Source organism: Bradyrhizobium sp. GW821-FHT13H05, from assembly GCF_058804065.1.
The window spans coordinates 484,095-510,087 of the sequence record NZ_JBXAPO010000004.1 but is presented as its reverse complement, the minus strand read 5'-3'; the positions used below and the strand labels follow the sequence as shown (position 1 = coordinate 510,087).

Genomic DNA, 25,993 nt, shown 5'->3' with positions numbered 1-25,993 from the left:
GGATCTTGCATTCGAGCCGACCGGAACGTGCGGGCTGCGCTTGCCTCAGGTGAGATGGGCGAGGTGGCGAAAGGGCGAGAGGCGACCGAGCAGGCTGAAGCGGCGGCCTTCGCGACGGGTGCGGGAGCGGTTCGCCCGCCACATCCGGAAGGTCGCGCGGCGCTCAGTGAGCACGCCGGCAATGTCGCAGGCATTGGCGATGCGATCGATCGGCGCCATCGCGAGCTTGAGGACGGCTCGGCCGAGGCCTGTCACCAGAGCCGCCGCGTCATCAACAAAAGTCGTGGCAATATCAACAGCGAGGGTTTGCATTTTGCAGGTCTCCAGGTTAATTTGAACAATGTTCACATGAGTAGCTTTAAAATGAACAATGTTCAAGAAGAATCGCTGCGAGACCAAAAAAAGTTTCGAAGGCGGCTCCAGATCCTGGAAATTGCCCGCAGCATTATTGCGGCTAAGGGTTTGAGATCGTTGAAGGTTCGAGACGTTGCGGAAGCTGCCGGCTGCTCGGTCGGCAGCGTCTATAATGAGTTCGGCGACTTCGACGGGGTGATCCTGACCGTCAACCGCGAGACAGTTCAGGCGTTGACGGTGCGGCTCGGCCGAGTTCCGACTGATGATCCTGTCCGCCAGCTCTACGGGCTGGCCGCGACCTATCTCGAATTCTTCGCCGAGCACGCCAACCTGCTGCGGTCGCTGTTCGAGCATCGGATGGAGGACGACCGTCCCTATCCTGACGACATCCTTCAGATGGTGATGGACGCCTTCGCGCTGATGCACCCGCCTTTGGTGCGGCTGCTGCCGGATGCGGATGACGTCAAGATCGCGCTGTTGTCGCGCACGCTGTTTTCAGCGGTGCACGGCATCATCTCGCTCGGCCTCGAGGAACGCATGGTCGCCGTGCCGCCGCAGATGCTGCGCCAGCAGGTCGATCAGTTCGTCGACGTGCATCTTGCGGGTCTCGGAATTCTGCCACTGCCGTGACAGGGGCGGGCGTCACGCGCGCGCGGCTTCGCGCGGCCGTGCTGCGACGAGGACGACGTCCGGCCGCACACTGTCGACCTGAACCCGGTTGCGTCCCTTTTCCTTGGCGCGATAGCAGGCGGCATCCGCGCGCCGCATCGCGTCCTCAAGCGTGGTGTCGCGGTCGGCGATGCAGGTGACGCCGATGCTGGCGGTCACCGCGAAGCAACGATCGTCCCAGGCAAAGCTGAATAGCTCCAGCGATCGCCGCAGCCGCTCGGCGATATCGACGGCGTTTGCGGGCGAGCACTGCGGCAGGATCAGGCCGAATTCGTCGCCGCCGAGCCGGGCCACCAGATCATGCGGCCGCCGGTCCTGTTGCAGCAGGCCGGAGACCTGGCAGAGCAGGCGGTCGCCGGCGAGATGGCCGCAACTGTCGTTGACGTTCTTGAACTGGTCGAGATCGAGCAGGATCAGGGCGAGCGAACCCGCCGCGATATTGTCCAGCTCGCTTTGCAGCCGCGCCTCGAAGGCGCGGCGGTTGGCAAGGCCGGTCAGCCAGTCGTGCGAGGCCTGCCAGGCGAGACGCTCCTTCTCGTCATGCAAGGCATCTTCGAATGCCTGTCGTTGCAACACCAGGCGCCGGGTGTGCCAGATCAGGAGCAGGATCAGCGTCACGGCGGTGGCGATGTTGATGCCGGTCAGTGTCACCTTGATGGCGCGGGAGCCTTCGCCCAGCACTGTGGAGAAGCGGTTGGCGTGCACCGTGAACTGGGCGTTGAGCTCCGAGAGCCGCGACGACAGGACTTGCTGGCGGGCGCTGTCGTGAATGGGGCCCTTCTCCAGCTCGGACCGGATGACCTCGCCGAACACGCTCAGCTCCAGCAGCATGGGGTCGGTGGCGGCCCATTCGCGGATCGCTTCCTCGAGGAAGCTGACGCGGTTGAAATAGCGGAACAGCCAGATCAATCCCGGTACGTCGTCGGGATGGTTGCCGCCTTGCAGGAAGCCGACACGGGCGGCCTCGACGTCGATCGGATCGCGCTCCAGTGCCCAGCGCGCGAACTCGTCGCCGATGGGAACGGCGAGCGAGGCCTGGTATTGCGCGAACTGGCTCTTGTCGCCTGAATGCAGATGGAGATTGAGGAAATAGACCGCGTTCTTTTGCGAGCGCGACCATAGCGCTTCGCCCGCGACATAGGCGCGGACCGACGACATCACCTCGAGGCTGAATCCCGCAATCGCCGCCTGGAGCACGACGACCATCACGAAAGGCGAGACGAGCTTGATGACATGAAGGAAGCTGTGTCCCTTCGTCGACGACGCTGTTCTGCGAAACACCCTACGTTCCCCAAATCGATCAACGATCCCAAACGATCCCAGCGGAGCGTTGCGCCTGCAACGCCAAGTAGAGGAGAAGGTTGCTTAACTCGACCCCAAAGAGGCGGGTGACTCGATCGTAGGGTGAAGGCGTTGTGAAGCGGACGCGCGCAGATCGTTGTAAATGCCGACAAACCGGAACCGGCGCGGTATTGGCGACCCAATACCTCGCGTTCGTATCGCGCGGTTGACCTGATCGATAAAGTTGGGGCCGGTGCTAGACCAGCACCGGCTTGCGTACGCGACCGGCGTCGCCGAACACCCGCAGATAACGCTCGATCTCCGAGGGGAGGCCGGTCGCTTTTTCCGGATTGTCGGAGAGCTTGACGGCCGGATGGCCGTCGGCCGACGACACCTTGCAGACCAGCGAGATCGGATCGAGATTGAACGAGCCGTCCGGGGTACAGCCGACGAAGTCGTTGGTCAGGTTGGTGCCCCAGCCGAAGGAGAGCCGTACCCGTCCGGAGAAATGGTGATAGGTCTCCTCGATCGAGCCGACATCCATCGCGTCGGAGAACACGAGCAGCTTGTCCCGGGGATTGCGGCCCTTCTTCTCCCACCAGGCGATGATCTCCTCGCCGGCCTGGATCGGCGGTGCGCTGTCGGGGCGGAAGCCGGTCCAGTCGGCGACCCATTCCGGCGCATCGCGCAGGAAAGCCTTGGTGCCGAATGCGTCGGGCAGCGCGATCAGGAGGTTGCCGCCATAGGTCTGGCGCCATTGGTCGAGGATGCGATAGGGCGCCCAGCGCAATTCCTCGTCGTCCTTGGCCAGCGCGGCCGCGACCATCGGCAGTTCATGCGCGTTAGTGCCGATGGCCTCGAGGTCGTTGTCCATCGCGAGCAGCACGTTGGAGGTACCGATGAAGGACGAGCCCAAACCTTCCTTCACGGCCTCGACGCACCAGCGCTGCCAGAGGAAGCCATGGCGGCGGCGGGTGCCGAAGTCGGAGAGCCGCAAGTTCTCCAGCTCGCGCAGCCGCTCGACCTTGGTCCACAGCTTTGCCTTGGCGCGGGCATAGAGCACGTCGAGCTCGAAACGGCCGCGGCCCTTGATCGCCGCGCGCGAGCGCAGCTCGTTGAGGATGGCGAGCGCCGGGATCTCCCACATCGTGGTGTGGGTCCACGGCCCGTGGAAATGGATTTCGTACTGGCCCTCGACCTTGCGCAGCTCGTATTCGGGCAGGCGGAATTCGGCCAGCCAGCGGATGAAGTCCGCCGAGAACATGTGGGTCTTGCCGTAGAAAGTGTTACCGGCCAGCCAGATCAGCTCCTTCTTGGTGAAGCGGATGGTGCGGGCGTGGTCGAGCTGGGCGCGCAGCTCGCCCTCGTCGATGATCTCGGCGAGGCGTACATGGCGCGAGCGGTTGATGACCGAGAAGGTCACCTGCCGATTCGGGTAGTCTTCCCGAATCATCTGCAACATCAATAGCTTGTAAAAGTCGGTATCAAGCAGGCTGCGGATGATGGGATCCAGCCGCCAGCTGTGATTGTAGGTCCGGCTCGCAATATCGGTCACTGTCATGGCCGAATTCTAGCGTGGCCGCCCGCGCGCAACCAGTGGGTTTGGCGAAGGGCTGGCCACCGAGCGGTACCGGGCGAGGGTGCAGCCCCCGGGGCCGGGCACGTCAGCCGCGGAGAAATAATTCCCTGGTCCAGCGCAGCGGTGCCTTCAGCCGCCAGGAGGTGAAGCTTCGGACCGCCGCCAGTTGCGCCCGAGCATCGTCCGTCTCCGCCAAGAATCCGTGCCGTTCGGCCGCAATTGACTGGAGTTCGGCCAGGGCCGAATCCCGCTCCGCCGTGACCCAGTCGCGCATCGTCGCGTCCTCCCGCCACAGGCTGAACTGGCGGGCGAACGCCTGGCGAACGGGCGTTCTATCGATCCTGTGATCAAGCGTTCGACGGCGATGCGTCGAGCCATGCGCTGATCCAGCGCCCACTCGCGGAAGCGGCTTGAGGATCGTGTGATTCCACGACCTCGCGCCCCGCTACATCGCGTCGAACTGCCCAGTGAGCGTGACGCGCGGGCCGTGCGTGTAGCGGTCCGGCGTGAGATTATAGCGGGACAAGCCGGCCTCGTTGAACAAATTGATGAATGCATCGAGCCGATAGCCTGCGCCGAGCTTCAAATTCTGCGTCAGCCAATAGGACACGCCGACCTGGATGTCGGCGCTCAGCACGCCGGCAAACAGCCGATCGCTGCTCGTGTCGAGCGTGTCCGTGACTGGGAAGACGACGCCGGAGAGATAGGACGGCGTGACCGAAGACAGGCTCCTCGCGCTGCTGACCGACTGTTGCCGGCCGAGCAGCAAGGCGACGTCGCCTGCATAGTCGAACGACCATTTGCCGGCGAATGGAACCGAGCCTTCGACGCCGATGAGGGGCCCCGCGCCAAGGAAGCTCGCGCGCGTGTCGTACACATTCGAGGTCGTGGCGGAGTAGCCGGTGACTGCAGGAAATCCGGGCACCACGATTGGAGCGAGGCCGCTGAACGTGGCCACCGCAACGTCCGAGTTCGAGCTCCGGGTGACGAATTCGGCAATGCGAACGCCGCCCTTCAACTGAAGTGCGCTTGGCCCGCTGCCGGCGATGTCGCGTCCGACAGCGAGATCGGCGAGCCAGTGCGTTTCCTTGTAGGCCGCGCCATAGGTGGTCGTTGCTGTTGCGCTGGCACCGCCAAAGGCGATGGTTTCCGTGGCCGAGTCCAGGCCGGTGCTCTTGCCTCCCTCGCCGTAGCGGAACTGGCCGCTGATGTGCCAGGGAGACCCGGCGAAGCGATGGTCGAATCCGATGGCGGATTCCCAGCCGACCTTGGGTGTCAGGTCAAATTGGCCGGTGAAGCCGTAAGTACTGGAGATCGGGTCACCACCGCTGAAGATGGCGCCGCCTTCGATCCAGGCTTTGAACAGCGCCGGACCGGCAAGCGGTGGCGCCTTGACCGGGAAGTCAGCGGCATAGGCCTGCAACGGATTCTTGCTCTGCTGCGAAACTGCCGACACGGCGAGGATCGTTGAGTTCTCCTGGTGCGGTCGGGCCGAGGTCCTGGCTGCTTCGACCGCCGTGCGAGCGCCTTGCGATTTCAGCCGCGTATTTTCTTCGATCAGGCGTTGGTTCTCGCGCAACGCGGCGTTTTCCTTGCGGATCGCCGCATTCTGCCGTTCCAGAAATTCGAGGCGGGCATTGACATCTTCGAGCTCTCCGGCAGAGGCGCTTGCCGCCGTCAATGCCGCAGTTGCGCCCAGCATGACTGCAAAAGTCTTTTTCATTGTCTTCACCTCGTCCCACCAGTGGCGGGACCGTGGCGCGGAATCACGGACCTCACATCAACCATACGGTTGAGCGCGGCCGCTCACCGCGTTCGGGGAGACATTTCCGAACTCCGGTGTGGCCAATCGGACGCAGTCGATACGTTCAGCCGCCCGCTGCCGTCGCCGCGACAATCTCGAGCTGGTTCCTGATCCAACGATGGGCCGGGTCCTTCTGATAGCGCTGGTGCCAGACCATGAACATCGGCAGTTCCGCCAGCGTCCGCGTGCGCGAGGCCAGTGGAATTTGCACATGTGTAAAGCCGCGCATCACGCCGGCAGCAAGGAGGCTTGGCATGCTCGCCAGCATCTGCGAGCCGCGCAGGAAAGACGGAACACCGGAAAAGCTCGGCACCGAGATTGCGATGTCGCGATGAAAACCGTTCGCCGCCAGCCGGCGGTCGAAGTCGAGTCGCTCATTATCGGTATAGACGACAGTGATGTGACGTGCCGCGAGATAGGTGCTGCGGCTGGACGGCGCGGTGCGCGCCTTGGGATCGAAGTAGCAGACGTAATGGTCGCTGAGCAGCCGCTTCTGCACGATGTCGACGCCGGACGGCGGCAGCGGCGTGATCAGGAGATCGCAACGGTTCTCGCGCAGCATCGCAGGCGAGGGCGATTGCGAGGGGATCACGCGCAGGTTCAGGCTCCTCACTTGCGCGGCGACATGGCCGAAGAAACGCGGTAGCAGCAGGTCGCGCTGGAAGTCGTTGGCGGCGATCGTCAGCGACAGCTGGGACTGTGCCGGCGCGAAGCTGACGCCTCCGGCGAAGCTGCGCATCTCGTCGATCAGCGCGCGTGCTTTCGCGGCCAATGCTTGCGCATGCGCGGTGGCGACGATGCCGCGGCCGGACTTGGCGAACAGCGGATCGCCGGCGATCCGCCGCAGCTTGTTGAGGCCGTGGCTGACCGCCGATTGCGTCAGGCCGAGCCGCGTTGCCGCCGCCGTCACCGAGCCTTCCTCCAGCACGGCCAGGAACAGTTCGAGCGCATGACCGTCGAGCGCCAAATGATCGATTTCTTTCATGTAATTCATTATAATCGATCTATTTATCTTGAGAATAGCCTGTCCCATGATCTCCCGATAAGCCGCGCACCCGGACCGGGGCGCCACAGGGAGAGACAACGCCGATGAATGCCCAGGCGCCAGCCTTGCAGGATCCCCGCCTCAACCGCCCCGAGCCGTTCACACCCCCGCTCGGCGACGGCGGCTTCTTCCAGCGCGACCGCTCGATCCATCCGCCGGCGCATGCGCCAGGCTATAAATCCTCGGTGCTGCGCTCGCCGCGCCAGGCGCTGCTGTCGATCGAGAACTCGGTCTCGGAGATCACGGGGCCGGTGTTCGGCCACAACGATCTCGGTCCGCTCGACAACGATTTGATCCGCAACTACGCCAAGGACGGCGATCCCGTCGGCGAGCGCATCATCGTCCATGGCCGCGTGCTGGACGAGACCGGCCGCGGCGTGCCGAACACGCTGGTCGAGTTCTGGCAGGCCAATGCCGGCGGGCGTTACCGGCACAAGAAGGACACCTATCTCGCCCCGATCGATCCGAATTTCGGCGGCTGCGGCCGCGCGCTGACCGACGACACCGGCTACTATTACTTCCGCACTGTGAAGCCGGGCCCCTATCCCTGGCGCAACTTCGTCAACAGCTGGCGTCCCGCCCACATCCACTTCTCGGTGTTCGGTTCGGGCTTCGCGCAGCGGCTGATCACGCAGATGTACTTTGAGGGCGATCCCCTCATTCCGGTCTGCCCGATCCTGACGACGATCCCCGACAAGGACGCGCTCGACCGTCTTGTGGCGCCGCTCGACCTCAACGCCTCGACGCCGTTCGATTCGCTCGCCTACCGCTTCGACATCGTGCTGCGCGGCCAGCGCTCCACTTATTTCGAGAACCGCCCGGAGGGGAACTGAGCCCATGCCGCAGCCGCTCAACTATCTCAAGGAAACCGCCTCGCAGACCGCCGGGCCCTACGTCCATATCGGCCTGATTCCGGCCATGGCCGGCTTCGATATCTTCGAGAAGAATTTTTCCAACGTGCTGGTGACGCCGAACACCAGGGGCGAACGGATCACGCTGGAAGGCAAGGTGCTCGACGGCAGCGGCTCGCCGCTGCGTGATGTGCTGCTCGAGATCTGGCAGGCCAATGCGGCCGGCCGCTACAACCATCCGGCCGATCGTTCGGCCGGCGCGCTGGAGCAGGAGTTTCGCGGCTGGGGCCGCGCCGGTTCCGACTTCGACAGCGGGCTCGTGAACTTCGAGACCATCAAGCCCGGTGCCGTCACCGACAAGGCGGGACGCAAATGCGCGCCGCACGTCAATGTCTGGATCGTTGCGCGCGGCATCAACATCGGCCTCAACACCCGGCTCTATTTCTCTGATGAAGAGGCTGCCAACGCCGCCGATCCCGTGCTCAATCTGGTCGAGCCGCCAGTGCGCCGCAAGACGCTGATTGCCACGCGGAGCGAGCGCGGCGGCGAGGTCGTGTATTCCTTCACGATCAATCTGCAGGGGCCGGACGAGACGGTATTCTTCGACGTGTGAGGCTCACATCTCATCGCCATGGAGCTGCGCGCGGAAGGCGCGCGGCGACAGGCCCGTGGCCGCGGCGTAGACGCGGCTGAAATAGGCGGGGTCCTCGAAGCCGAGGGCGTAGGCGATCGTCGAGACCGGCAAGTTTGTATAGACGAGGTTGCGCCGCGCCTCGCGGATCAACCGGTTGAGGATCAGGTGTGAAGCGGTGTCGCCGGTGGCTGCCCGCGTCACCCGGTTGAGATGGGTCGGCGTGATCGAGAGCGCGTCGGCGTAGTCAGCGACGCTCCAGCGTTCCAGATGATGCTGCTCGAGCAGCGCCTCGAAGCGGCGGAACAGCCCGCTTTCCGCCGTGCCATTGCCGCCGCTCTCGCTGGTAAGCGCGCGTGCGACCAGCCCGACCATGGCGGCCGACAGGGCGCGCAACACATGAGCGCGGCCGAAATCGCGGGCGGCGTGCTCGGCGAAAATCTGCTTCATGGTGGTGCGGATCTGCGGTGTGCCCCGCACCACCGCCGATCGCGATAGCGCCCCGCGCAGGCCTTCTGCCGCGAGCAGCGCCTCGTCGAGAATCTCGGCGGCGATGGTCAGCACCCAGCCTTGCGTGTCGGGCACGAAGCGGAAGCCGTGGACGTGTCCGACCGGCACGTTGACGATCTGCATCGGCTTTAGCTGCACCACGCGTCCGTCGAGCGTCGCCTCGCCGCCGCCGCGCTCGATCAGCAGCACCTGGTGCAGCCGGGCGTGCCGGTGCACGGCCAGCGTCCAGTCGTGCAGCACCGAGCGCGACGCGATCGTCTCGCAATGCACGACGTCGGGCAGGTCGCCGGACTCGCCGAAGAGGTTGTAGACCCGGATCGCGGGGGCAGGGGCTGCTGTTCTCATGTTCGAATTGTACAAGACAATGGCGAAAGCCTCCATCGGTTTGCAGCCTCTCATCTGCAAAAAGCGCAGTGACGGGAGGACGCAAAAATGAAAGTTCAGGTCTGCATCATCGGCGGTGGGCCGTCCGGGCTGTTGCTGTCGCAGCTCCTGCACCTCAAGGGTATCGACACCATCGTGCTGGAGAAATACGGCCGCGATCATGTGCTGGCCCGGATCCGCGCCGGCGTGCTCGAGCACGGCTTTGCAAAACTGATGCGCGAGGCGCAATGCGGCGAGCGGATGGACCGCGAGGGCGAGATCCACGGGGGATTCGAGATCGCTCATGACGGCATGCTCTCCCACATCGACCTGCACAAGCATTCCGGCGGCAATTCGGTGCTGGTCTATGGCCAGACCGAGTTGACGCGCGATCTCTACGAGGCGCGCGATCGGCTCGGCGGCAAGGTCGTGCACAACGCGCAGGACGTGACGCCGCATGATCTGACGTCGGACCGGCCATACGTGACCTACCGTTCGAACGACGAGATTGTTCGCGTCGATTGCGACTACGTCGTTGGCGCCGACGGTTTTCACGGCGTCAGCCGCCGGTCGATCCCGAAGGACGTGCTGCGCGAATACGAGAAAGTCTATCCGTTCGGCTGGCTTGGCGTGTTGTCGCGCACGAAGCCGGTGTCGCCTGAGCTGATCTATGCGAAGCACGAGCGCGGCTTTGCGCTGTGTTCTCTGCGTTCGCAGGTGCTGAGCCGCTACTACATCCAGGTTCCGTTGACCGACAAGGTGGAAGAGTGGAGCGACGATTCGTTCTGGGCCGAGCTGAAGCGTCGCCTGCCCGGCGAGGTCGCCCACCGACTGATCACGGGCCCGTCGATCGAAAAGAGCATCGCGCCCTTGCGCAGCTTCGTCGCCGAGCCGATGAGCTATGGCCGCCTGTTTCTCGCAGGCGATGCCGCCCACATCGTGCCGCCGACCGGCGCGCGCGGGCTGAACAGCGCTGCCTCCGACATCTACTATCTCTACCACGCTATGCTCGCGCACTATCAGCGCGGCGACGATTCCGGCCTCGATGGCTATTCCGCCAAGGCGCTGGCACGGATCTGGAAGGCGCAGCGTTTTTCGTGGTGGATGACGATGCTGCTGCATCGCTTTCCCGACCGCCTCGACTATGAGGATCGGCTCCAGCAGACGGAGCTGGAATACCTGCTGTCGTCCGAGACAGCGCAGCGGCTGCTGGCGGAGAATTACGTGGGGTTGCCGTTCTAGCGAGGCGGGGTATCGCAGAGGCGCGGCGACGCTCCGCTACTTCCCTTCCAGGATGTTGACCGGCGTCCAATCCGACGGCGGTGGATTTGCGGCGAGCGCTTTCGCGCGCTTTCCAAATAGCGCTGACGCCGGATCGATTTCCGCCGTTCGCCCGAACGCATCAGCCGCCTTCGCAAACTCCCTTGCGCGCCAGCACGCCAGCCCTTCCGCATACGCTGCGGCGGCCTTCGTCTGCTCGGCGTTCTCCGCGCCCTTCTCTGCGAGCGGCTCGAATACCTTGATCGCCTCACCGCGCCCCATCACCTTGATGGCGTCGAGCTCGCGCCAGGCGAAAGTGTCGCCGGTTTGCGCGACCGTCGTTTCCGAGGCCATGATGGCGGTGCCGTAATATTTGTTGGCGCCCTCGAGCCGCGAGGCGACGTTCACGGTGTCGCTCATCACGGTGTAGTTGAAGCGGCGGCGGGAGCCGATATTGCCGACCACGGCTTCGCCGCTGTTGAGGCCGATGCGGTGCGACAGGCCGTGGCCGGCGAAGGCGGGGTTGTTGGCGTTGAGCTCCGCCAGCTTGTCGTGGCACTTCAGCGCGGCGCGGACGGCGTTGCCCGCGTGGGCGGGATCGTCGGCGGGGGCGCCGAACATGGCGACGATGGAATCGCCGATATATTTGTCGACGTAGCCGCCATGGCCCTCGATGATGTCGGTCATGGCGGAGAGATATTCGTTCATCAGCGTGACCAGCTCGCCCGGTGTCATCGTCTCGGCAATGGACGAGAAGCCGCTGAGGTCGGAGAAAAACATGGTGACGTTGCGCATCTCGCCGCCGAGCGCCGGCATCTTGCCGGAGGCGACCATGGTGTCGATCACCTCGGGCGCGAGATAGAACGCGAAGCTCTTGCGCAGGAAGCGTTCATCGCGATCGGCGAGCACGAAACGGTAGCCGATCATCATCGCGAGCGCGGTGAGGCTTGCGAGCGCAGGCTCGGTCAGCGGCAGCGCCAGCGCGTGAACGAACGCGCCGATGGCCGCGATGGTGTAAGCGGCGGTGAGGATGAACCAGGCGATCATCGCGCCGCCAGGCGCGAGCATGCAGGCCGCGCAGGCGATCACGGCTGCAAATATGATCGTGAGAATGTTCCGCGTGGGAAAGCCGAGCTCGGTGACGGCATCGTGCTCCAGCAGGTTTCGTACGACCGCGGCATGGACGAAGACGCCGGCGATCTCGCTGCGGGCCTTTTGTGCGGAACTTGTCGGCGCAGGCAGGGTGCATCGCGGCGCCGGCGTGCCGTCGTATCCGCCCGACAGGCGCATCGAAGTGAGCTTGCGGTCGTCGAAGGTGAGGATGCTGCCGAGCAGCACGACCTTGCCGTCGAAGGCGCGGCGGAAAAAGTCGGTGTCGCCTTTCTCCACACAGGCTCGCAAATCGGCAAAGGAATAGGCGGGGATGTCGCGGCCCATGCCGCGGAAGTTGAGCGTCAGCGTGTTCGGCACCGCGCTCGGGATGACATGCCCGGACAATGTCGTCTCGCCGGATGGAGCAGTCTCCGGCGTTGCACCAAGCGCGCGCAAGGCAAGCTCGAACGCTATCGCCGGAACCGGCTTACCGTCGATGGAAAAGCTCAGTGGCATCCGTCGGATCACGTCGTCGGCGTCGGTATAGACGTTGAGGGCGCGGATATTGGCTCTCACCGCGAGTTGCTGCGCGCGATCAGGCCGCTCTGGATGGTCATTGCTCAGCCTCTCGCCGAGCAGCAGCTTGCCGCCGTCGGAGAGTTTTCGGAGGGCAATGAGGTAGTCCCGGTCAAATCCCTTCAAGCGGCTGCCGAACGACGCGTCTCCGAAAGGAATTTCCGACTGCTCGATCGAGCTCGGAAAGATGACGTCGAAGCCGATCACTTTGGCGCCGCCGTCGGTGATGCTGCCGAGCACCCGGGCGATCTCGCGCGTCCAGGTCTGCGTCGGCGATCCCTTGAAGGGCGGGGTGTCGTAGGTCTCGCCGTCGATCGCGACCACGACGACCGGCGATGTCGCGGGATCGCGGCTGTCGCCGATGATCTTGCCGCGCAGCGCCGTGAGGATGTCGAGCGAGAGACCTTGCAGCGTCTGAAGCGGCGGAGACGTGAAGACCGCGCCCGCGAGGAGCGCAATCAGGATCGCCGCAACGATGTCCCGCCCACCGATCCGCCGCATCGCCCCTTCGCAAGCCGTTTATTCGAGCCGCAGCAGGCGGCCGACGATCGGCGTCGGCGATGATGTGGCGCTGGCGTCGACCTGGAAGGCATAGCGCTTGGCGCCGAGGATGGCGAGATAGCTGCCGCCCGGGGTCAACGCTTTCCCGGCTTTGGCAAAGTCATAGAACTTGCCGCCGATCATGGTTTCGTTCTTGAGCGGCACGGTGATCGTTGGCTCCTTGCCGTCGGTACGCTCGATCACCAGCGTGCTGCCGCTCTTGGCTTGCACCAGCGGGGCGACGCCGTAGAGCGTCGGCAGCTTGGCCGGTGCGTTCTTGGCGTCCGAGCGCATGGTGCGGAAGGTGGTGGCGGCGCTCTGGTTGGCCTCGCGCTCGGACAGTTTTGCTGCGTTGGTATCGCAGGGCACCTTTTCCCGCTTGACCTCGCCGAGTTGCACGGTGCTCTGCTCGGCGCCGACCAGAACGACGCCTTCGCTGATGGTCTCGCGCAGGCAGGATTTGAGATAGCTGAGCGTGATACTCGCCTTCGGCCCGAGCTTGATGATCTTGCCCGGCGCCACATAGTCCATGAACGCGATGCCGTCGACCTTGCCCTGGACGTCCTCGACGATCGCCGCCGGAGTCTCCGCCAAAGCGGGCGCCGCAACACAGAACGCGCCGACAACGGCGCCAATCAGGCTTCTCATGGGTATTCTCATCCAATTCGACCGATGTATTGCCGGTCCCCGCCCTGATCCGATGCTTAGCAGCGAAGCGCTCAGGCAAGTGTGACCGGAATCACTCTTTATTGTTGGTGCCACTTTAGCAGGAACAGGTTCAACCCGGCGACCGGAGAAAACGGAGCCGCGGCAAGCTGTTGGCCGGATAGATCGAGCTGTTGGCTGGATAAATAATGTCAGGCGGCGGGGACCGCCTCGACCGGACGGCTCTCCACTGCACACTCTATATCAGGAACCAGCGGGGCCTCGGTCTTTTGATATGGAGTCGCCTGTTGCCCAGCGGCGATCTCCACGACGTCGTCCCAGCGCGACAGGAAGGCCTCGACGCAGGCCGGATCGAATTGCCGGCGCTGGTGCTCAACCAGATAGTTGCGCGCCACGTCCAGCGGCATCGGCTCCTTATATGGCCGCCGCGTCGTCAGGGCGTCAAAGACGTCGGCAACCGCGACCACGCGTGCGGCGATCGGGATCTCGTCGGTCCGGAGGCCGTTCGGGTAGCCCGCGCCGTCCCAGCGCTCGTGATGGCCTGCGGCAATTTGCGCGCCGAGCTGGATCAGCTCGCAGCTGGAGTCGGCCAGGATCTTCTCGCCGATCGTGGCGTGGGTGCGGATCACGGCCATCTCCTCGTCGGTCAGCTTGCCGGGCTTGAGCAGGATGTTGTCGGGAATGGCGACCTTGCCGACGTCGTGCAGGGGCGCTGCGAGATAGATGTCGCGGCAGAGCCGGGGCGGCAGACCGAGCTGCTCGGCGATGATGCGGCTGTAGCGGGCGACCCGCAGCGTGTGCTCGCCAGTGTCGTTGTCGCGATATTCGACCGCGAGCGCGAGTCGCAGGATGATCTCTTCCTCGCGCTCGCCGAGCTTGCGTGTCGCGGCCGCGACCTCACTGGCCAAATGGGCGGCGCGATCATTCAGCTTGCGTACGGCTGCACCAAGCTGAATCAAATTCCGCAGGCGCACCGTCATCTCGACGCTCTGCGGCGCCTTCGGCAGGAAATCGGTTGCACCAGCCTGCAGCGCTTCCATCTTGACGTCATCCGTCTGCCGCGACGTGATCATCGCGATCGGGATATCGGCGCAGCCGGGAAGTGTGCGGAGCGTGCGGATGAAGCTGATGCCGTCCATATGCGGCATCTCGTAATCGACTAGCACGAGATCGAACACGCGTTCGCGTGCGCAGGCGAGCGCGTCCACGGGATCGAGAAAGGTGGTGGCTTCGACCAGACCTTCCGCCTCGATATGCCGTTTCAGGAAGTTGAGGACGGAGCGGCTGTCATCAACAAGAAGCGCTTGGGTCAGCATCGGGGCCGGGGCTCTCTTCGCTGGCAAAGGCACGGACCGATTGCATAACCCGCGCAAATTTAACGCGAAGCAAATGCGTATGCCGCCCGGCGTGCCGTGGATATGCGCGTCCAGCATGCGATTTCAGCAGGCTATGCACGTTTGCATGCAGTTGCGCGAAGTCCTTGGGAATGTGACCCGTAGTTGTACGGAGCTCTCTGTTAGGGGTTTGCTCATCCGATTCACGTCAAACGAGTATCGGAATCTTGCAAAGGCGGGGGCAGCGATGGCGCTCAATCCGACGGAGCCGAAGTGGTCGTTGCGGTTGCCCGCCGATTGCAGCATTGCGGCCATTCGTAGCGTCTATGATCTCATTCGCGAGGCGTTTGGTCGCCAGGAGCGGCTCGAGATCGACTGTTCGAGCGTCGACAAGGCCGACGTGACCTCGATCCAGCTTCTGCTGTCGACCGCCAGGACGGGCGAGGCCCAGGGCCGCCCGGTGGTGCTCACCTCATTCTCCCAATCTCTGCGCAACACCCTTCGCCGCGCCGGCTTCGCCAGCGAGGCGATGATCGATCAGCATTTCCTGCAAAAGAAAGATGGCACCTGATGGCCACGATTCTGACCGTCGACGATTCCCCCAGCATCCGGCAGATGATCAAGGTCGTGCTCGAGCCGGCCGGTCACAACGTGATCGAGGCCGGTGACGGCGCGCAAGGGCTCGCCAAGGCGCAGGCCGGCAAGCTCGACCTCGTCATCACCGACCTCAATATGCCCGTCATGAACGGGCTGGAGCTGATCCGGGCGCTGCGCAAGCTGCCGAGCGCGGTCGGCATGCCCATCGTGTTCCTGACCACCGAATCCAACGACACGGTGAAGCAGGAAGCCAAGAGCGCCGGCGCCACCGGCTGGATCACCAAGCCGTTCAAGCCCGAGCAGTTGCTTGCCGTCGTCGGTAAGTTGGTGCGTGCATGAGTGCGATGGACCCAACAGAGGTCTTTCGCCAGGAAGCCAGCGAGCTGTTCGAGGTCCTGGAAGGGGCCCTGCTCGATCTCGGCCAGCGTCCCGACGACCGCGAACTGGTCGATTCCGCCTTCCGCGCCCTGCACACGATCAAGGGGTCGGGCGCCATGTTCGGCTTCGATAAGGTCGCCTCCTTCACCCACGAATTCGAGACCGCCTTCGACCGCGTCCGCAAGGGCGAGATCAAGCCGACCCAGGAGCTGATCTCGGTCGCGCTCGCCGCCAAGGATTACATTCGCGCGTTGATCGAGGATCCGCAGTCGACCGACGACATCATCGGCGAAGCCATTCTCGACGACCTCAGGCGCTACGTGTTCCCCGACCAGGCCGCCGCTCTTGTCGCCGAGATCGCAGTTGCGCCGCCGCTGGCGCCCGCCGAGAGCAAACAGGCCGGCTGGCACCTCTATCTCGAATTCGAATCCCACATCCTGCGCAACGGCTCGAACCCGCTCGACCTGCTGGAAGATCTCTGCAAGCTCGGCCCCTGCTTCGTCGTGCCTGTAACCGACGGCATCCCGTTCCTCGACGAGATGGAGCCGGAAGACTGCTATCTGAAGTGGGACGTCAAGCTGCACGCGGCCTGCGACAAGGATGCGATCGACGACGTCTTCATGTTCGTCTCGGACGAGATGAAGTTGACGCTGTCTCCCCTGGAGCAGGTCGAAGCGCCTGCGCCGATGCCGTTGTTCAATCTCCTCGACGAGGAGCCGGCTCCCATGGCTGAGACGCCTGTGCCGGTGATCGAGGTTGCTACCGCGCCCGTCGCCGCACAGCCCGTCCCAAAGGCGGAGCCCAAATCTGAATCCAAGCCGGAGCCGAAGCCCGAAGCCAAGCGCGACGATCGCGGCATCGCCACCGTCCGCGTTCAGGCCGAGCGCCTCGACGAGTTGATGGACCGGGTCGGCGAGCTCGTCATCGCACAGGCGCGGCTGACCCAGCTCGCGGCCTCCGGTTCCGATCTCTCGATCAAGATGATCGCCGAGGAAATCGAGCGCCTGGCCTCGTCCTTGCGCGACACCACCATGGGCGCGCGCATGGTGCCGATCGGTTCGCTGTTCGGCCGCTTCCGTCGCCTGATCCATGACCTGTCGCGCGATCTGTCCAAGCCCGTCGATTTCGTCACCACGGGCGAAGACACCGAGCTCGACAAGACCATGATCGAGTGTCTCGCCGATCCGCTGGTGCATTTGATCCGTAACGCCATCGACCACGGCATCGAGGATACCGCGACCCGCGCTGCCAACGGCAAGACCGAGCAGGGCCGGATCGAGCTCGCCGCTGTGCATTCCGGCGCGCAGGTGCTCGTCACCGTGAAGGACAATGGCGGCGGTCTCAACACCGCGCGCATCCGTGCGAAGGCGGAAGAGCAGGGGCTGATCGCGGTCGGCGCTGTGCTGACCGATCACGAGATCCACCAGTTCCTGTTCCACCCGGGCTTCTCGACCGCGCAGACCATCTCTGCACTCTCAGGCCGCGGCGTCGGCATGGATGTGGTCAAGCGCACCATCGAGAACATGCGCGGGACGATCGACCTGTCGACGAGGCCCGGTCAGGGCACCACGGTGACGCTCCGTCTGCCGCTGACACTTGCGATCATCGAAGGCCTGCTGATCCGCGTCGGCGAAGGCCGCTACATCATTCCGTTGTCCGCGGTGGAGGAATGCATCGAGCTGACGGCCGAGGACGAGCGCTCACGCGGCCGCAACTTCCTCAACGTGCGCGGCAATCTCGTGCCCTTCCTCAGGCTGCGCGAGATCATGACCGCGTCGGGCACGCCCGACCGGCACCAGAAGACGATCATCATCTCGACCGGCGAGACTCACGTCGGTCTTGTCGCGGACCAGATCATCGGCAACCACCAGACCGTGATCAAGTCGCTCTCCAAGCTGCATTCCGACGTCACGATCTTCTCCGGCGCGACGATCCTGGGTGACGGCACGGCGGCGCTGATCCTCGACGTCGCGCAGCTCGTCGCTCTGGCGCAGTCGAAGGTCGAGAAGCAGCATATCAGCGAGGCGGCGTGATGAACGAAGGTTTGGCAGGCGAACATCAGGCCGACGCAATGCAGGTCGTGATGATTGGCCTCGGCGAGGAGAAATTCGCGCTCGACGCCGGCCTCGTGCGCGAGATCATCGATCCCGTTCCGGTGACCAAGGTCGCGGGCGCGCGGGCCTTCGTTCCCAGCGTCATCAACGTGCGCGGCAACGTCATTCCGCTCGCGGATTTGCGCATCCGATTCGGCATGCCGCAGCTCGCGGACTCCGCCGATACACGCATCGTCGTCATCGAGATCGAGCTCGACGGCGAGCCGGTGTTGGTCGGCGTCACCGCGGACAAGGTCTACGAGGTTACCGAGATCTCGCAGACCGACGTGCAGCAGACGCCGCGCGTCGGCATGCACTGGAAGCCGGAGTTCATTCGCTTCATCGCCAAGTGGCGCGAAGAGTTCGTCATCGTTCCCAACATGGAACGCATTCTGAATTGAAATGAGGTCTCGGGCGAGACTGGGTAGGGGCTGGAAATGAGATTTACTGTCAAGGCAAAGCTTGCCAGCGCGTTCGGTGTGGTCCTGTTGCTCTCGATGGCCGCGGGCGGTCTCGCTTATGTGAAGCTGAGCGAGATGATCGACACCGCCGACAGCCTGATCTCACGGGCGAGCCGGATGGAACACGCGGCCGAGCTCGAGAAGGGCATTCTCCTTCAGGTCCGCGCCGAGAAGAACCTCATCGTGGCTCCCGAGAGCGAAGCGGAGCGCTTCCTTGCCGAAATCGCCAAGCAGCGCGAGAGCCTCCTCAAGCTGAAGGAGGAGATTCACGCGGTGGCTTCGCCTGAGGGCAAGAAGCTCCTTGACGCATTCGGCGCCGCCTATGCGCGCATGAATGCAGCTCAGGATGAAGCCCTCAAGGCCGCCCGAACCGACAAGGCGAAGGCAGCCGAGCGCTCGATGACCGATGTGCGCAAGGCCGTCGGCGAGGCGATGGAGGCTGCCAACGTCTACATTACCAACGTCAAGAAGAACATGGCCGACCAGGGAGCCCAGGCTCACGAGGACGGTAACCGGGCCCACATGATATTGATCTCGGCGGTGCTGGCCTCGCTCGCGATCGGCCTGATTGCGGCGGTCTGGATATCGATCAGCATTTCCCGCGGCCTCGGCCGCGCGGTGGGTCTTGCCGGTGCGGTGGCGGGCGGCGACCTCAGCCAGATGATCAACGTCTCGAGCAATGACGAAATCGGCGATCTCGTCAAATCGCTGAACATGATGGTGGAAAAGCTTCGGCAGGTCGTCGAAGAGGCCCTCACTGCGGCCAGCAACGTTTCCGCCGGCAGCCAGGAGCTCTCGGCGAGCGCCGAGCAGCTCTCGCAGGGCGCCACCGAGCAGGCCTCGTCCGCCGAGGAAGCCTCATCCTCGATGGAGGAGATGGCTTCGAACGTGAAGCAGAACGCCGACAACGCCAACCAGACCGAGAAGATCGCCGCGCAATCGGCCAAGGACGCCGAAGCCAGTGGTGTCGCCGTGGGCCGCGCTGTCAACGCGATGCAGACCATCGCCGAGAAGATCACGATCGTGCAGGAGATCGCGCGCCAGACCGACCTGCTCGCGCTCAACGCAGCGGTTGAGGCCGCGCGGGCCGGCGAGCACGGCAAGGGTTTTGCGGTGGTCGCCTCCGAAGTGCGCAAGCTCGCCGAGCGCAGCCAGGCCGCAGCGGCCGACATCGGGACGCTGTCGACGGAAACCGTCAAGGTCGCCCAGGAAGCCGGCTCCATGCTGTCCAAGCTCGTGCCCGACATTAAGAAGACCGCCGAGCTGGTCCAGGAGATCACCGCGGCCTGCCGCGAGCAGGACGTCGGTTCTGCCCAGATCAACCAGGCGATCCAGCAGCTCGACAAGGTCGGCCAGCAGAACGCCAGCGCCTCCGAGCAGGTGTCCTCGACCTCGGAAGAGCTGGCGTCACAGGCCGAACAGCTCCAGTCGACCATCTCGTTCTTCCGCATCGAGCATGCCGGCCGCGGCGAGCCTGCTGCGGCGGCGCCGATCGATCGCGCCGTCAGCCAGCTGCGCTCCAAGGCGGCACATATGGCGGCCGCAGATCGCGGTGCAAAAAAGCCTGTGCCCGCTCGCAAGCCGGCACGCGCGGTGAAAGTTGCCGGTGGCGGCGGCTTCGCCTTCGACATGCATGACGGCGAAGACGATCGCGACGCCGAATTTCAGCGCTGACCGCAATCTGAAAACCACCTGACCCTGGACTGCATCATGGCCGCAACCTCGCAATATCTGACGCTCGGGCTCGCCGGCGAGACGTTCGGCATCAGCATCCGCAATGTCCGCGAAATTCTCGACATGCGGCCGATCTCGCGGCTCCCGCATGCACCGAGTTTCCTGCTCGGCATGATCGACGTGCGCGGTGCCGGTTATCCGATCGTCGACCTCAGGACCAAGCTCGGCCTGCCGAGCGTCGCTGCGACCGAGGCGACCCGCATCATCATCCTCGACGTGCCGATGAAGGACCGCCTGGTCGGCGTCGGCTTCGTCGCCGATTGCGTGTTCGAGGTCACCGACATCGACGAGCAGGCAATCGAGCCGATCCCCGAGGTCGGCGGCAAATGGCAGTCCGACTATGCCGCCGGCATCGGTCGCAAGGGTGAGAAATTCGTCGTGATCTTCGATCTCGCCAAGCTGATGGCACATGACGAGATTCCGGAAGGACGTAACGCGGCCGCGGATTCATCCCGCGCCGCCTGAGTTTGCAAGTGCGTGGCCAAGCGTAAGCACCCCAATTCGAACCAACGAGACTGACTGACATGAGATTCACCGTCAAAGCCAAGCTTGCGAGCGCCTTCGGCGTCGTCATCCTGCTCTCCATGATCGCCGGCGCGGTCGGCTACATGAAGCTGTCGGACATGGTCAGTACGACCGAGGTCCTCGTCAGCCGGGCGGCCCGCATGGAAAAGGCCGCCGAGTTGAAGGAAGGCATTCTGTTCCTCGTGCGCGCCGAGAAGAACTCGATCCTTGCGGCGAGTGATGCGGAGTATGATCAGTTCGTGGCCGACCTCGCCAAGAGCCGCGAAGCGGTCGCCAAGTCCAAGGACGAGATCACCGCGGCGGCCAGCGAAGGCGGCAAGAAGCTGATGGAGGGTTTCTCCGTCGCATTCGCCAAGCTGAACGCCTATCAGGACGAGACGGTTCGGCTTGCCAAGACGGACAAGACGAAGGCGCTCGACCGCTCCATGCATGACGGCCGCAAGGTCGTTGCGGACGCGCTGGAGGCGGCCGACGGCTACATCAAGAACGTCAGGAAGAACATGGCCGAACAGGCGGAACAGTCCAAGCAGGACGGTGCCCGCGCCGAAATGCTGCTGATGAGCCTGGTCATCGCCTCACTCCTGATCGCCGTTGTTGCGGCGACCTGGATCGCGATGAACATCAGCCGCGCCCTGGCGCAGGCCGTCGGCCTTGCCGACGCCGTTGCGATCGGCGATCTCAGCCACAAGATCGAGTCCTCCAGCAATGACGAGATCGGCGATCTCGTCAAGTCGCTGAACGCGATGACGGTGAACCTGAATGCGACGGCGGCGCTGGCCAACCAGATCGCGCAGGGCGATCTCACGGTCGAAGCCAAGCCGCTCTCGGACAAGGATACGCTCGGCCTCGCGCTCGAGCGCATGGTGGAAAAGCTCCGGCAGATCGTGTCGGAAGCCCTGACCGCGGCGCAGAACGTCTCCGCCGGCAGCCAGGAGCTGTCCGCCAGCGCCGAGCAGCTCTCGCAGGGCGCGACCGAGCAGGCCTCGTCCGCCGAGGAAGCCTCATCCTCGATGGAGGAGATGGCTTCGAACGTGAAGCAGAACGCCGACAACGCCAACCAGACCGAGAAGATCGCCGCGCAGTCCGCCAAGGACGCCGAGGCCAGCGGTGCCGCGGTCGGTCGTGCCGTCAATGCGATGCAGACCATTGCCGAGAAGATCACGATCGTGCAGGAGATCGCGCGCCAGACCGACCTGCTTGCTCTGAACGCGGCCGTCGAGGCCGCGCGCGCGGGCGAGCACGGCAAGGGCTTTGCGGTGGTTGCATCCGAAGTGCGCAAGCTTGCCGAACGCAGCCAGGCGGCCGCGGCCGAGATCGGCACGCTGTCGACCGAAACCGTCAAGGTCGCGCAGGAAGCCGGCAATATGCTGTCCAAGCTCGTCCCTGACATCAAGCGGACGGCAGAGCTCGTCGAGGAGATCACCGCGGCCTGCCGCGAGCAGGACGTCGGTTCGGCCCAGATCAACCAGGCGATCCAGCAGCTCGACAAGGTCGGCCAGCAGAACGCCAGCGCGTCCGAGCAGGTGTCCTCGACCTCCGAGGAGCTCGCCTCGCAGGCCGAGCAGCTCCAGTCGACCATCGCTTACTTCCGCATCGACCACGGCGCAAAGAGCCAGGCGCCGGCACCGATCGACCGCGCGGTCAATCAGCTGCGCGCCAAGGCGGCCACCATGGCTGCGGCCGAGCGTCCGGCCAGGAAGCCGCTGGCCAAATCGGCGCGCGCGATGAAAGCAGCCGCCGGCGGCGGCTTTGCTTTCGACATGAATGATGGCGAGGACGATCGGGACGCCGATTTCCAGCGCTAAGACCCTCTTGGAGATCGGCCCACCCCTCACAGGCGGGCCGATCTTTCGTCAGCGATTGCGTAAACGCGTAGGACTCAAGATGGCCCGATCGGCCCGACATTCAGCGCAGGCGGCCATCCCGGATCGAGGCATTCAGTCATGATGCCCGCCGTGCAGGATACGGCCGTCCATCTGTCGGATCGCCACTTCCGGACCATCGCCGAATTGATCGAGGGCCAGGTCGGCATCAAGCTGCCGCAGGGCAAGCGGCTGATGCTGGAAGGGCGGCTGCACAAGCGGGTGCGCGCGTTGAATTTTTCCGACCTCAACGAATATGTCGACAACCTGTTCGAGGCCGAACATTTCGACACCGAGCTGACCCATCTCATCGACGTGGTGACGACCAACAAGACCGACTTCTTCCGCGAGCCGCAGCATTTCACCTTCATGCGTGACGTCGCGATCCCGGCCCTGCTCAAGCTGCACGGGCGCAAGAGCGCGAACCTGAAGATCTGGAGCTCGGCGAGCTCCACCGGCATGGAGGCCTACACCACCGCGATGGTGCTGGACGACATGACGCGAAACGGCTCGCGGTTCCAGTACCGCGTTCTCGGGACTGATATTTCAACCGCGGTGCTGCGCCTCGCCAAGACCGCGATCTATACGCGTGACGTGCTCGCGCCGGTGCCGGAAGACTTCGTGAATCGATATTTTCTGTCGTCGCGGGACAAGTCGCGCGGCGAAGTTCGGGTGGTGCCGGAGTTGCGGCGCATGACGCATTTCATGCGGATGAACCTCATGGATGCGTCCTATCCCGTCGATCGCGACGTCGACATCATCTTCTGCCGCAACGTCCTGATCTATTTCGAGCGCGAGACGCAGCGCAAGGTGATCGAACAATTGTGCAGCCATTTGCGGCCCGGCGGCTATCTGCTGGTCGGGCATTCGGAATCGATGATTCACAGTGCAGTGCCGGGTTTGAAGCAAGTTCAGCCAACCATTTTCCAGGTCTAGCCGGAGCGCAACCAAAATGCCGAGGGAGAAAGTTCGCGTGCTGATCGTGGACGATTCGGCGTCGGTGCGCCAAATCCTTCAGACGATCCTTTCCGAAGATCCCGACATCGAGGTGATGGCGACTGCCTCCGATCCCTTCGTCGCGGCCCGCCGCCTCGAAAAGGAGCTGCCCAACGTCATCATTCTCGATCTCGAGATGCCGCGCATGGACGGTATGACCTTCCTGCGCAAGATCATGGCGCAGCGTCCGATCCCGGTGATCATCTGTTCCTCGCTAACAGAAGAGGGCTCGAACGTGATGTTCGAAGCGTTCGAGGCGGGTGCGGTGGACATCGTGCCGAAGCCGAAGATCGACACGCGGCAGGCGCTGCTCGAATGCTCGACACGGCTGCGTGAGGCCGTGAAGTCGGCGGCGCGCGCGCGGGTGCGCCCGCGTTCGGAGCGCCGGGTGGTCGAGAAGAAGCTGACGGCCGACGCGATCATCCCGCCGCCGGTGCAGGGCAAGGTCCGGCCAACGACGGAGCGCATCGTGTGCATCGGCGCATCGACGGGCGGCACCGAAGCGCTCAACGACGTCCTCGAGATGCTGCCGCCGCATTGTCCTCCCATCGTCATCGTCCAGCACATGCCTGCCGGTTTCACCGCCGCCTTCGCCAAGCGTCTCGACAGTGTCTGCCAGATCCGGGTCAAGGAGGCGGAGGACGGCGAGCCGGTGCTGCCGGGCTGCGCCTATATCGCGCCCGGCGCCCGTCACATGCTGCTCCAGCGGATCGGCTTGCGTTACCAGATCGCGATCAAGGACGGGCCTCCGGTGTCGCGGCATCGCCCGTCCGTCGACGTGCTGTTTCGCTCGGCCGCCCAGCATGCCGGCGCCAATGCGCTCGGCGTGATCATGACTGGCATGGGCGACGATGGCGCACGCGGCATGCTGGAGATGCGCAGGCTGGGTGCTTCGACGCGGGCGCAGGACGAGGAAAGCTGCGTGGTGTTCGGAATGCCCAAGGAAGCCATTGCCCATGGCGGTGTCGAGAAGGTGGTCTCGCTGCATCATATTCCGCGCGAGATCATGCTCTGGTACCAAGCCGGGCACGTGGCGGCGGTGGGCTGATCGCAAATGTCCGTCATTCCGACCAATACGCTCACTGAAGCGGTCGCCGCGATCGAGGATGTCTCGTCGCGGATCGAGGACGTCTTCGCGCGGGTCGGCCAGGAGCTGGGGCGCGGTCACCTCATCTTCAAGGAGCTGAACCAGGGCCTCGCGACGCTCTCCGAGGAACTCTCCGGCGCCGAGATCGAGGGCGCCGCGACCGCGTTGCAGGAGATCGCCGCGCGGCTCAGCGAGCTCGCGCAGGCGTTGCCGGCCGAGAGCGCGCTGCTCGCGACGATCGGCACCAGCACGACGGAAGCGTCCTCACTGCTCAAGCCGCTGTTCAAGCACATCGGGATGATCACCATCATCGCGCGCAGTGCGCGGATCGAGGCGGCCTCGCTCGACGGTGATCGCGAAGGCTTTCTTGCCTTCACGCAGGAGGCTTACGATCTCGGCAAGGCCGTGCAGCAGTCGATCGAAGGCTGTGCGCGGGACCAGCAGCGCCTCTCGGAGGCGGTCGCCGCCGCGTCCGCCCGGCAGAAAGAGTTCGAGAGCCGCTACGGCAAGCAATTGGTATCGGAGAGTGCCGCGCTAGGCGAGGCCTATTCGGGCCTGCGTGACCAGCGCCGCAACAGCAGTCATCTCGCGGACCTCGCCAGCGCCAGCACAAAGAAGATCGCGGAGGCGGTCGGCGGCGCCATCATTTCGCTTCAGGCTGGCGACAGCACGCGTCAGCGCCTTGAGCATGTCTGTCACGGCCTCGGCCTTGCGTTGGAATCCTCCCCGAGCCTCGTTCCCGAACCTGTTGCGAGCCAGGACGGCGTGCGCGCGATCTGCCAGTTGCAGGCGGCCCTGCTCAGGGACGCCCAGCGCGAGTTCGGCGGCGACATTGGCCAGATCGTCCGCGCGCTGACGGCGATCCTGAACGATGCCGGCAGCGTCGTCGGCCACGGCCGCACGCTGTTCGGAGGCGAGGACGGCGGTTCGTCGTCGTTCCTTGCGCGCATCAAGCAGACACTGGCACATGCCTCGAACCTGATCACCACCTGCGAAGGCGCCGGCCGCGCGGTCGACGAAGCGCTCGCCATCGTCGAGGACACGCTGACGAAATTTCGCCAAGCCATCGCCGGCCTTGCCGAGGCGACTGTCGACATCACGCTGATCGGGATGAATGCCGGTCTCAAGGCGAGCCATCTGGGCAGCCGCGGCAGCGCCTTCGTCGTCATAGCCAACGAACTCAAGGCGACGGCCGACCAGGTTTCGGCGGGAGCTGGGCGCTTGCGGCCCGTGCTCGACGGCATCGAGCGTTCGGCAAAGGAGCTGAAGGAGCTCCGCGTGCAGGGCGACCCCACACAGCTTGCCAAACTCGAGCCGCAGATCCTTCAGGCGCTGCGCGAGGTCGAGGCCGGCAACGAACGGCTTGGCAAGCTGATGAGCCGGCTGGTCGATGAAGGCGCGGAATTCGAGGGCCTGATGAACTCGGCGCAAGGCCTTATGATCGCACTCGGCGAAAGCTCCGCGACCTTGCCCGCGGTTGCCGCGCGGCTCGAGACGGCGAGTGCGGGCGCGCAGCGGCCGCAGCCGGAGGTGCAGGATCAGGCGATGCTCGACGGTCTGTTCGCGCGCTACACGATGGAGCGCGAGCGCGACGTTCACCGGGAATTTTTGCAAATGCTTGGGGTGGCGTCGGTCGCTGCCACGCGCCGCGTCGAAGCGGTCGAGACTGCGGATGACGGCATAGAATTGTTTTGATGTCGCTGCC

24 protein-coding genes are annotated in these 25,993 nt (G+C 64.3%); 14 read left to right on the top strand and 10 right to left on the bottom strand.

Annotation, left to right across the window (positions count from 1 at the left end; translation table 11 throughout):
* Positions 1-45: 45 nt before the first annotated feature.
* Positions 46-312 carry a hypothetical protein gene (locus AC1RR3_RS15600; protein ID WP_492824228.1) on the bottom strand — a complete coding sequence of 89 codons (267 nt, stop codon included), beginning with the start codon at positions 310-312 and terminating at the stop codon, positions 46-48.
* 51 nt (positions 313-363) lie between these two features.
* On the opposite strand from AC1RR3_RS15600, the gene AC1RR3_RS15595 reads away from it, so the two are divergent.
* On the top strand, positions 364-984 hold the full coding sequence (locus AC1RR3_RS15595; RefSeq protein ID WP_492823989.1) for a TetR/AcrR family transcriptional regulator: 621 nt from the start codon (positions 364-366) through the stop codon (positions 982-984).
* Between the two features lie 12 nt (positions 985-996).
* Here the strand turns inward: AC1RR3_RS15595 and AC1RR3_RS15590 are convergent, their stop codons facing one another.
* From AC1RR3_RS15590 to AC1RR3_RS15570, 5 genes are all read right to left on the bottom strand, one after another.
* A complete protein-coding gene (locus AC1RR3_RS15590) occupies positions 997-2,304 on the bottom strand; it encodes a GGDEF domain-containing protein (protein ID WP_492823988.1) in 1,308 nt (435 codons plus the stop codon).
* Positions 2,305-2,560: 256 nt separating this feature from the next.
* On the bottom strand, positions 2,561-3,865 hold the full coding sequence (pncB, locus tag AC1RR3_RS15585) for a nicotinate phosphoribosyltransferase (RefSeq protein WP_492823987.1): 1,305 nt from the start codon (positions 3,863-3,865) through the stop codon (positions 2,561-2,563).
* Positions 3,866-3,968: 103 nt separating this feature from the next.
* Entirely contained in the window at positions 3,969-4,157 is a 189-nt protein-coding gene (locus tag AC1RR3_RS15580; RefSeq protein WP_492823986.1) for a hypothetical protein, read from the bottom strand.
* A 171-nt stretch (positions 4,158-4,328) separates the two neighbouring features.
* Entirely contained in the window at positions 4,329-5,606 is a 1,278-nt protein-coding gene (locus AC1RR3_RS15575) for an Lpg1974 family pore-forming outer membrane protein (RefSeq protein ID WP_492823985.1), read from the bottom strand.
* A 145-nt stretch (positions 5,607-5,751) separates the two neighbouring features.
* The gene (locus tag AC1RR3_RS15570; RefSeq protein ID WP_492823984.1) at positions 5,752-6,681 is read right to left on the bottom strand and encodes a LysR family transcriptional regulator; all 930 of its coding nucleotides are present in this window, start codon (positions 6,679-6,681) and stop codon (positions 5,752-5,754) included.
* A gap of 95 nt (positions 6,682-6,776) precedes the next feature.
* On the opposite strand from AC1RR3_RS15570, the gene pcaH reads away from it, so the two are divergent.
* Positions 6,777-7,565 carry a protocatechuate 3,4-dioxygenase subunit beta gene (pcaH, locus tag AC1RR3_RS15565; RefSeq protein WP_492823983.1) on the top strand — a complete coding sequence of 263 codons (789 nt, stop codon included), beginning with the start codon at positions 6,777-6,779 and terminating at the stop codon, positions 7,563-7,565.
* A gap of 4 nt (positions 7,566-7,569) precedes the next feature.
* Entirely contained in the window at positions 7,570-8,196 is a 627-nt protein-coding gene (gene pcaG, locus AC1RR3_RS15560) for a protocatechuate 3,4-dioxygenase subunit alpha (RefSeq protein ID WP_492823982.1), read from the top strand.
* 3 nt (positions 8,197-8,199) lie between these two features.
* On the opposite strand, the gene AC1RR3_RS15555 is transcribed toward pcaG, so the two are convergent.
* On the bottom strand, positions 8,200-9,105 hold the full coding sequence (locus AC1RR3_RS15555; RefSeq protein ID WP_492823981.1) for a helix-turn-helix domain-containing protein: 906 nt from the start codon (positions 9,103-9,105) through the stop codon (positions 8,200-8,202).
* 51 nt (positions 9,106-9,156) lie between these two features.
* Here AC1RR3_RS15555 and pobA point away from each other — a divergent pair, with 51 nt between their 5' ends.
* Complete coding sequence (gene pobA / locus AC1RR3_RS15550) at positions 9,157-10,329, top strand: 4-hydroxybenzoate 3-monooxygenase (RefSeq protein WP_492823980.1); 1,173 nt, start codon at positions 9,157-9,159, stop codon at positions 10,327-10,329.
* Between the two features lie 36 nt (positions 10,330-10,365).
* On the opposite strand, the gene AC1RR3_RS15545 is transcribed toward pobA, so the two are convergent.
* From AC1RR3_RS15545 to AC1RR3_RS15535, 3 genes are all read right to left on the bottom strand, one after another.
* Entirely contained in the window at positions 10,366-12,516 is a 2,151-nt protein-coding gene (locus AC1RR3_RS15545) for a CHASE2 domain-containing protein (RefSeq protein WP_492823979.1), read from the bottom strand.
* 18 nt (positions 12,517-12,534) lie between these two features.
* Positions 12,535-13,203 (bottom strand): hypothetical protein, encoded by a 669-nt coding sequence (locus AC1RR3_RS15540; RefSeq protein ID WP_492823978.1) that lies wholly within the window; start codon positions 13,201-13,203, stop codon positions 12,535-12,537.
* A 209-nt stretch (positions 13,204-13,412) separates the two neighbouring features.
* Positions 13,413-14,537, bottom strand: a complete 1,125-nt coding sequence (locus AC1RR3_RS15535; protein ID WP_492823977.1) for an HD domain-containing phosphohydrolase — start codon at positions 14,535-14,537, stop codon at positions 13,413-13,415.
* Between the two features lie 265 nt (positions 14,538-14,802).
* Here AC1RR3_RS15535 and AC1RR3_RS15530 point away from each other — a divergent pair, with 265 nt between their 5' ends.
* The 10 genes from AC1RR3_RS15530 (at position 14,803) to AC1RR3_RS15485 (ending at position 25,983) form a co-directional block, all read left to right on the top strand.
* Positions 14,803-15,126, top strand: coding sequence for an STAS domain-containing protein (locus AC1RR3_RS15530; RefSeq protein WP_492823976.1), 324 nt, complete (start codon positions 14,803-14,805; stop codon positions 15,124-15,126).
* Positions 15,126-15,491, top strand: a complete 366-nt coding sequence (locus AC1RR3_RS15525) for a response regulator (RefSeq protein WP_008142319.1) — start codon at positions 15,126-15,128, stop codon at positions 15,489-15,491. The genes AC1RR3_RS15530 and AC1RR3_RS15525 overlap by 1 nt, the downstream gene beginning before the upstream one ends.
* Entirely contained in the window at positions 15,488-17,563 is a 2,076-nt protein-coding gene (locus tag AC1RR3_RS15520) for a chemotaxis protein CheA (RefSeq protein ID WP_492823975.1), read from the top strand. The genes AC1RR3_RS15525 and AC1RR3_RS15520 overlap by 4 nt, the downstream gene beginning before the upstream one ends.
* Positions 17,563-18,024, top strand: coding sequence for a chemotaxis protein CheW (locus AC1RR3_RS15515; protein WP_492823974.1), 462 nt, complete (start codon positions 17,563-17,565; stop codon positions 18,022-18,024). Before AC1RR3_RS15520 ends, AC1RR3_RS15515 begins: the two co-directional genes overlap by 1 nt.
* Before the next feature lie 36 nt (positions 18,025-18,060).
* Positions 18,061-19,758 carry a methyl-accepting chemotaxis protein gene (locus AC1RR3_RS15510; protein WP_492823973.1) on the top strand — a complete coding sequence of 566 codons (1,698 nt, stop codon included), beginning with the start codon at positions 18,061-18,063 and terminating at the stop codon, positions 19,756-19,758.
* Between the two features lie 36 nt (positions 19,759-19,794).
* A complete protein-coding gene (locus AC1RR3_RS15505; RefSeq protein ID WP_492823972.1) occupies positions 19,795-20,283 on the top strand; it encodes a chemotaxis protein CheW in 489 nt (162 codons plus the stop codon).
* A 59-nt stretch (positions 20,284-20,342) separates the two neighbouring features.
* Entirely contained in the window at positions 20,343-22,148 is a 1,806-nt protein-coding gene (locus tag AC1RR3_RS15500; RefSeq protein ID WP_492823971.1) for a methyl-accepting chemotaxis protein, read from the top strand.
* A gap of 138 nt (positions 22,149-22,286) precedes the next feature.
* Positions 22,287-23,141, top strand: coding sequence for a CheR family methyltransferase (locus tag AC1RR3_RS15495; protein ID WP_492823970.1), 855 nt, complete (start codon positions 22,287-22,289; stop codon positions 23,139-23,141).
* Between the two features lie 16 nt (positions 23,142-23,157).
* A complete protein-coding gene (locus AC1RR3_RS15490) occupies positions 23,158-24,249 on the top strand; it encodes a protein-glutamate methylesterase/protein-glutamine glutaminase (protein ID WP_492823969.1) in 1,092 nt (363 codons plus the stop codon).
* A gap of 6 nt (positions 24,250-24,255) precedes the next feature.
* Positions 24,256-25,983 (top strand): chemotaxis protein, encoded by a 1,728-nt coding sequence (locus AC1RR3_RS15485; RefSeq protein WP_492823968.1) that lies wholly within the window; start codon positions 24,256-24,258, stop codon positions 25,981-25,983.
* The last annotated feature ends 10 nt before the right edge of the window (positions 25,984-25,993 follow it).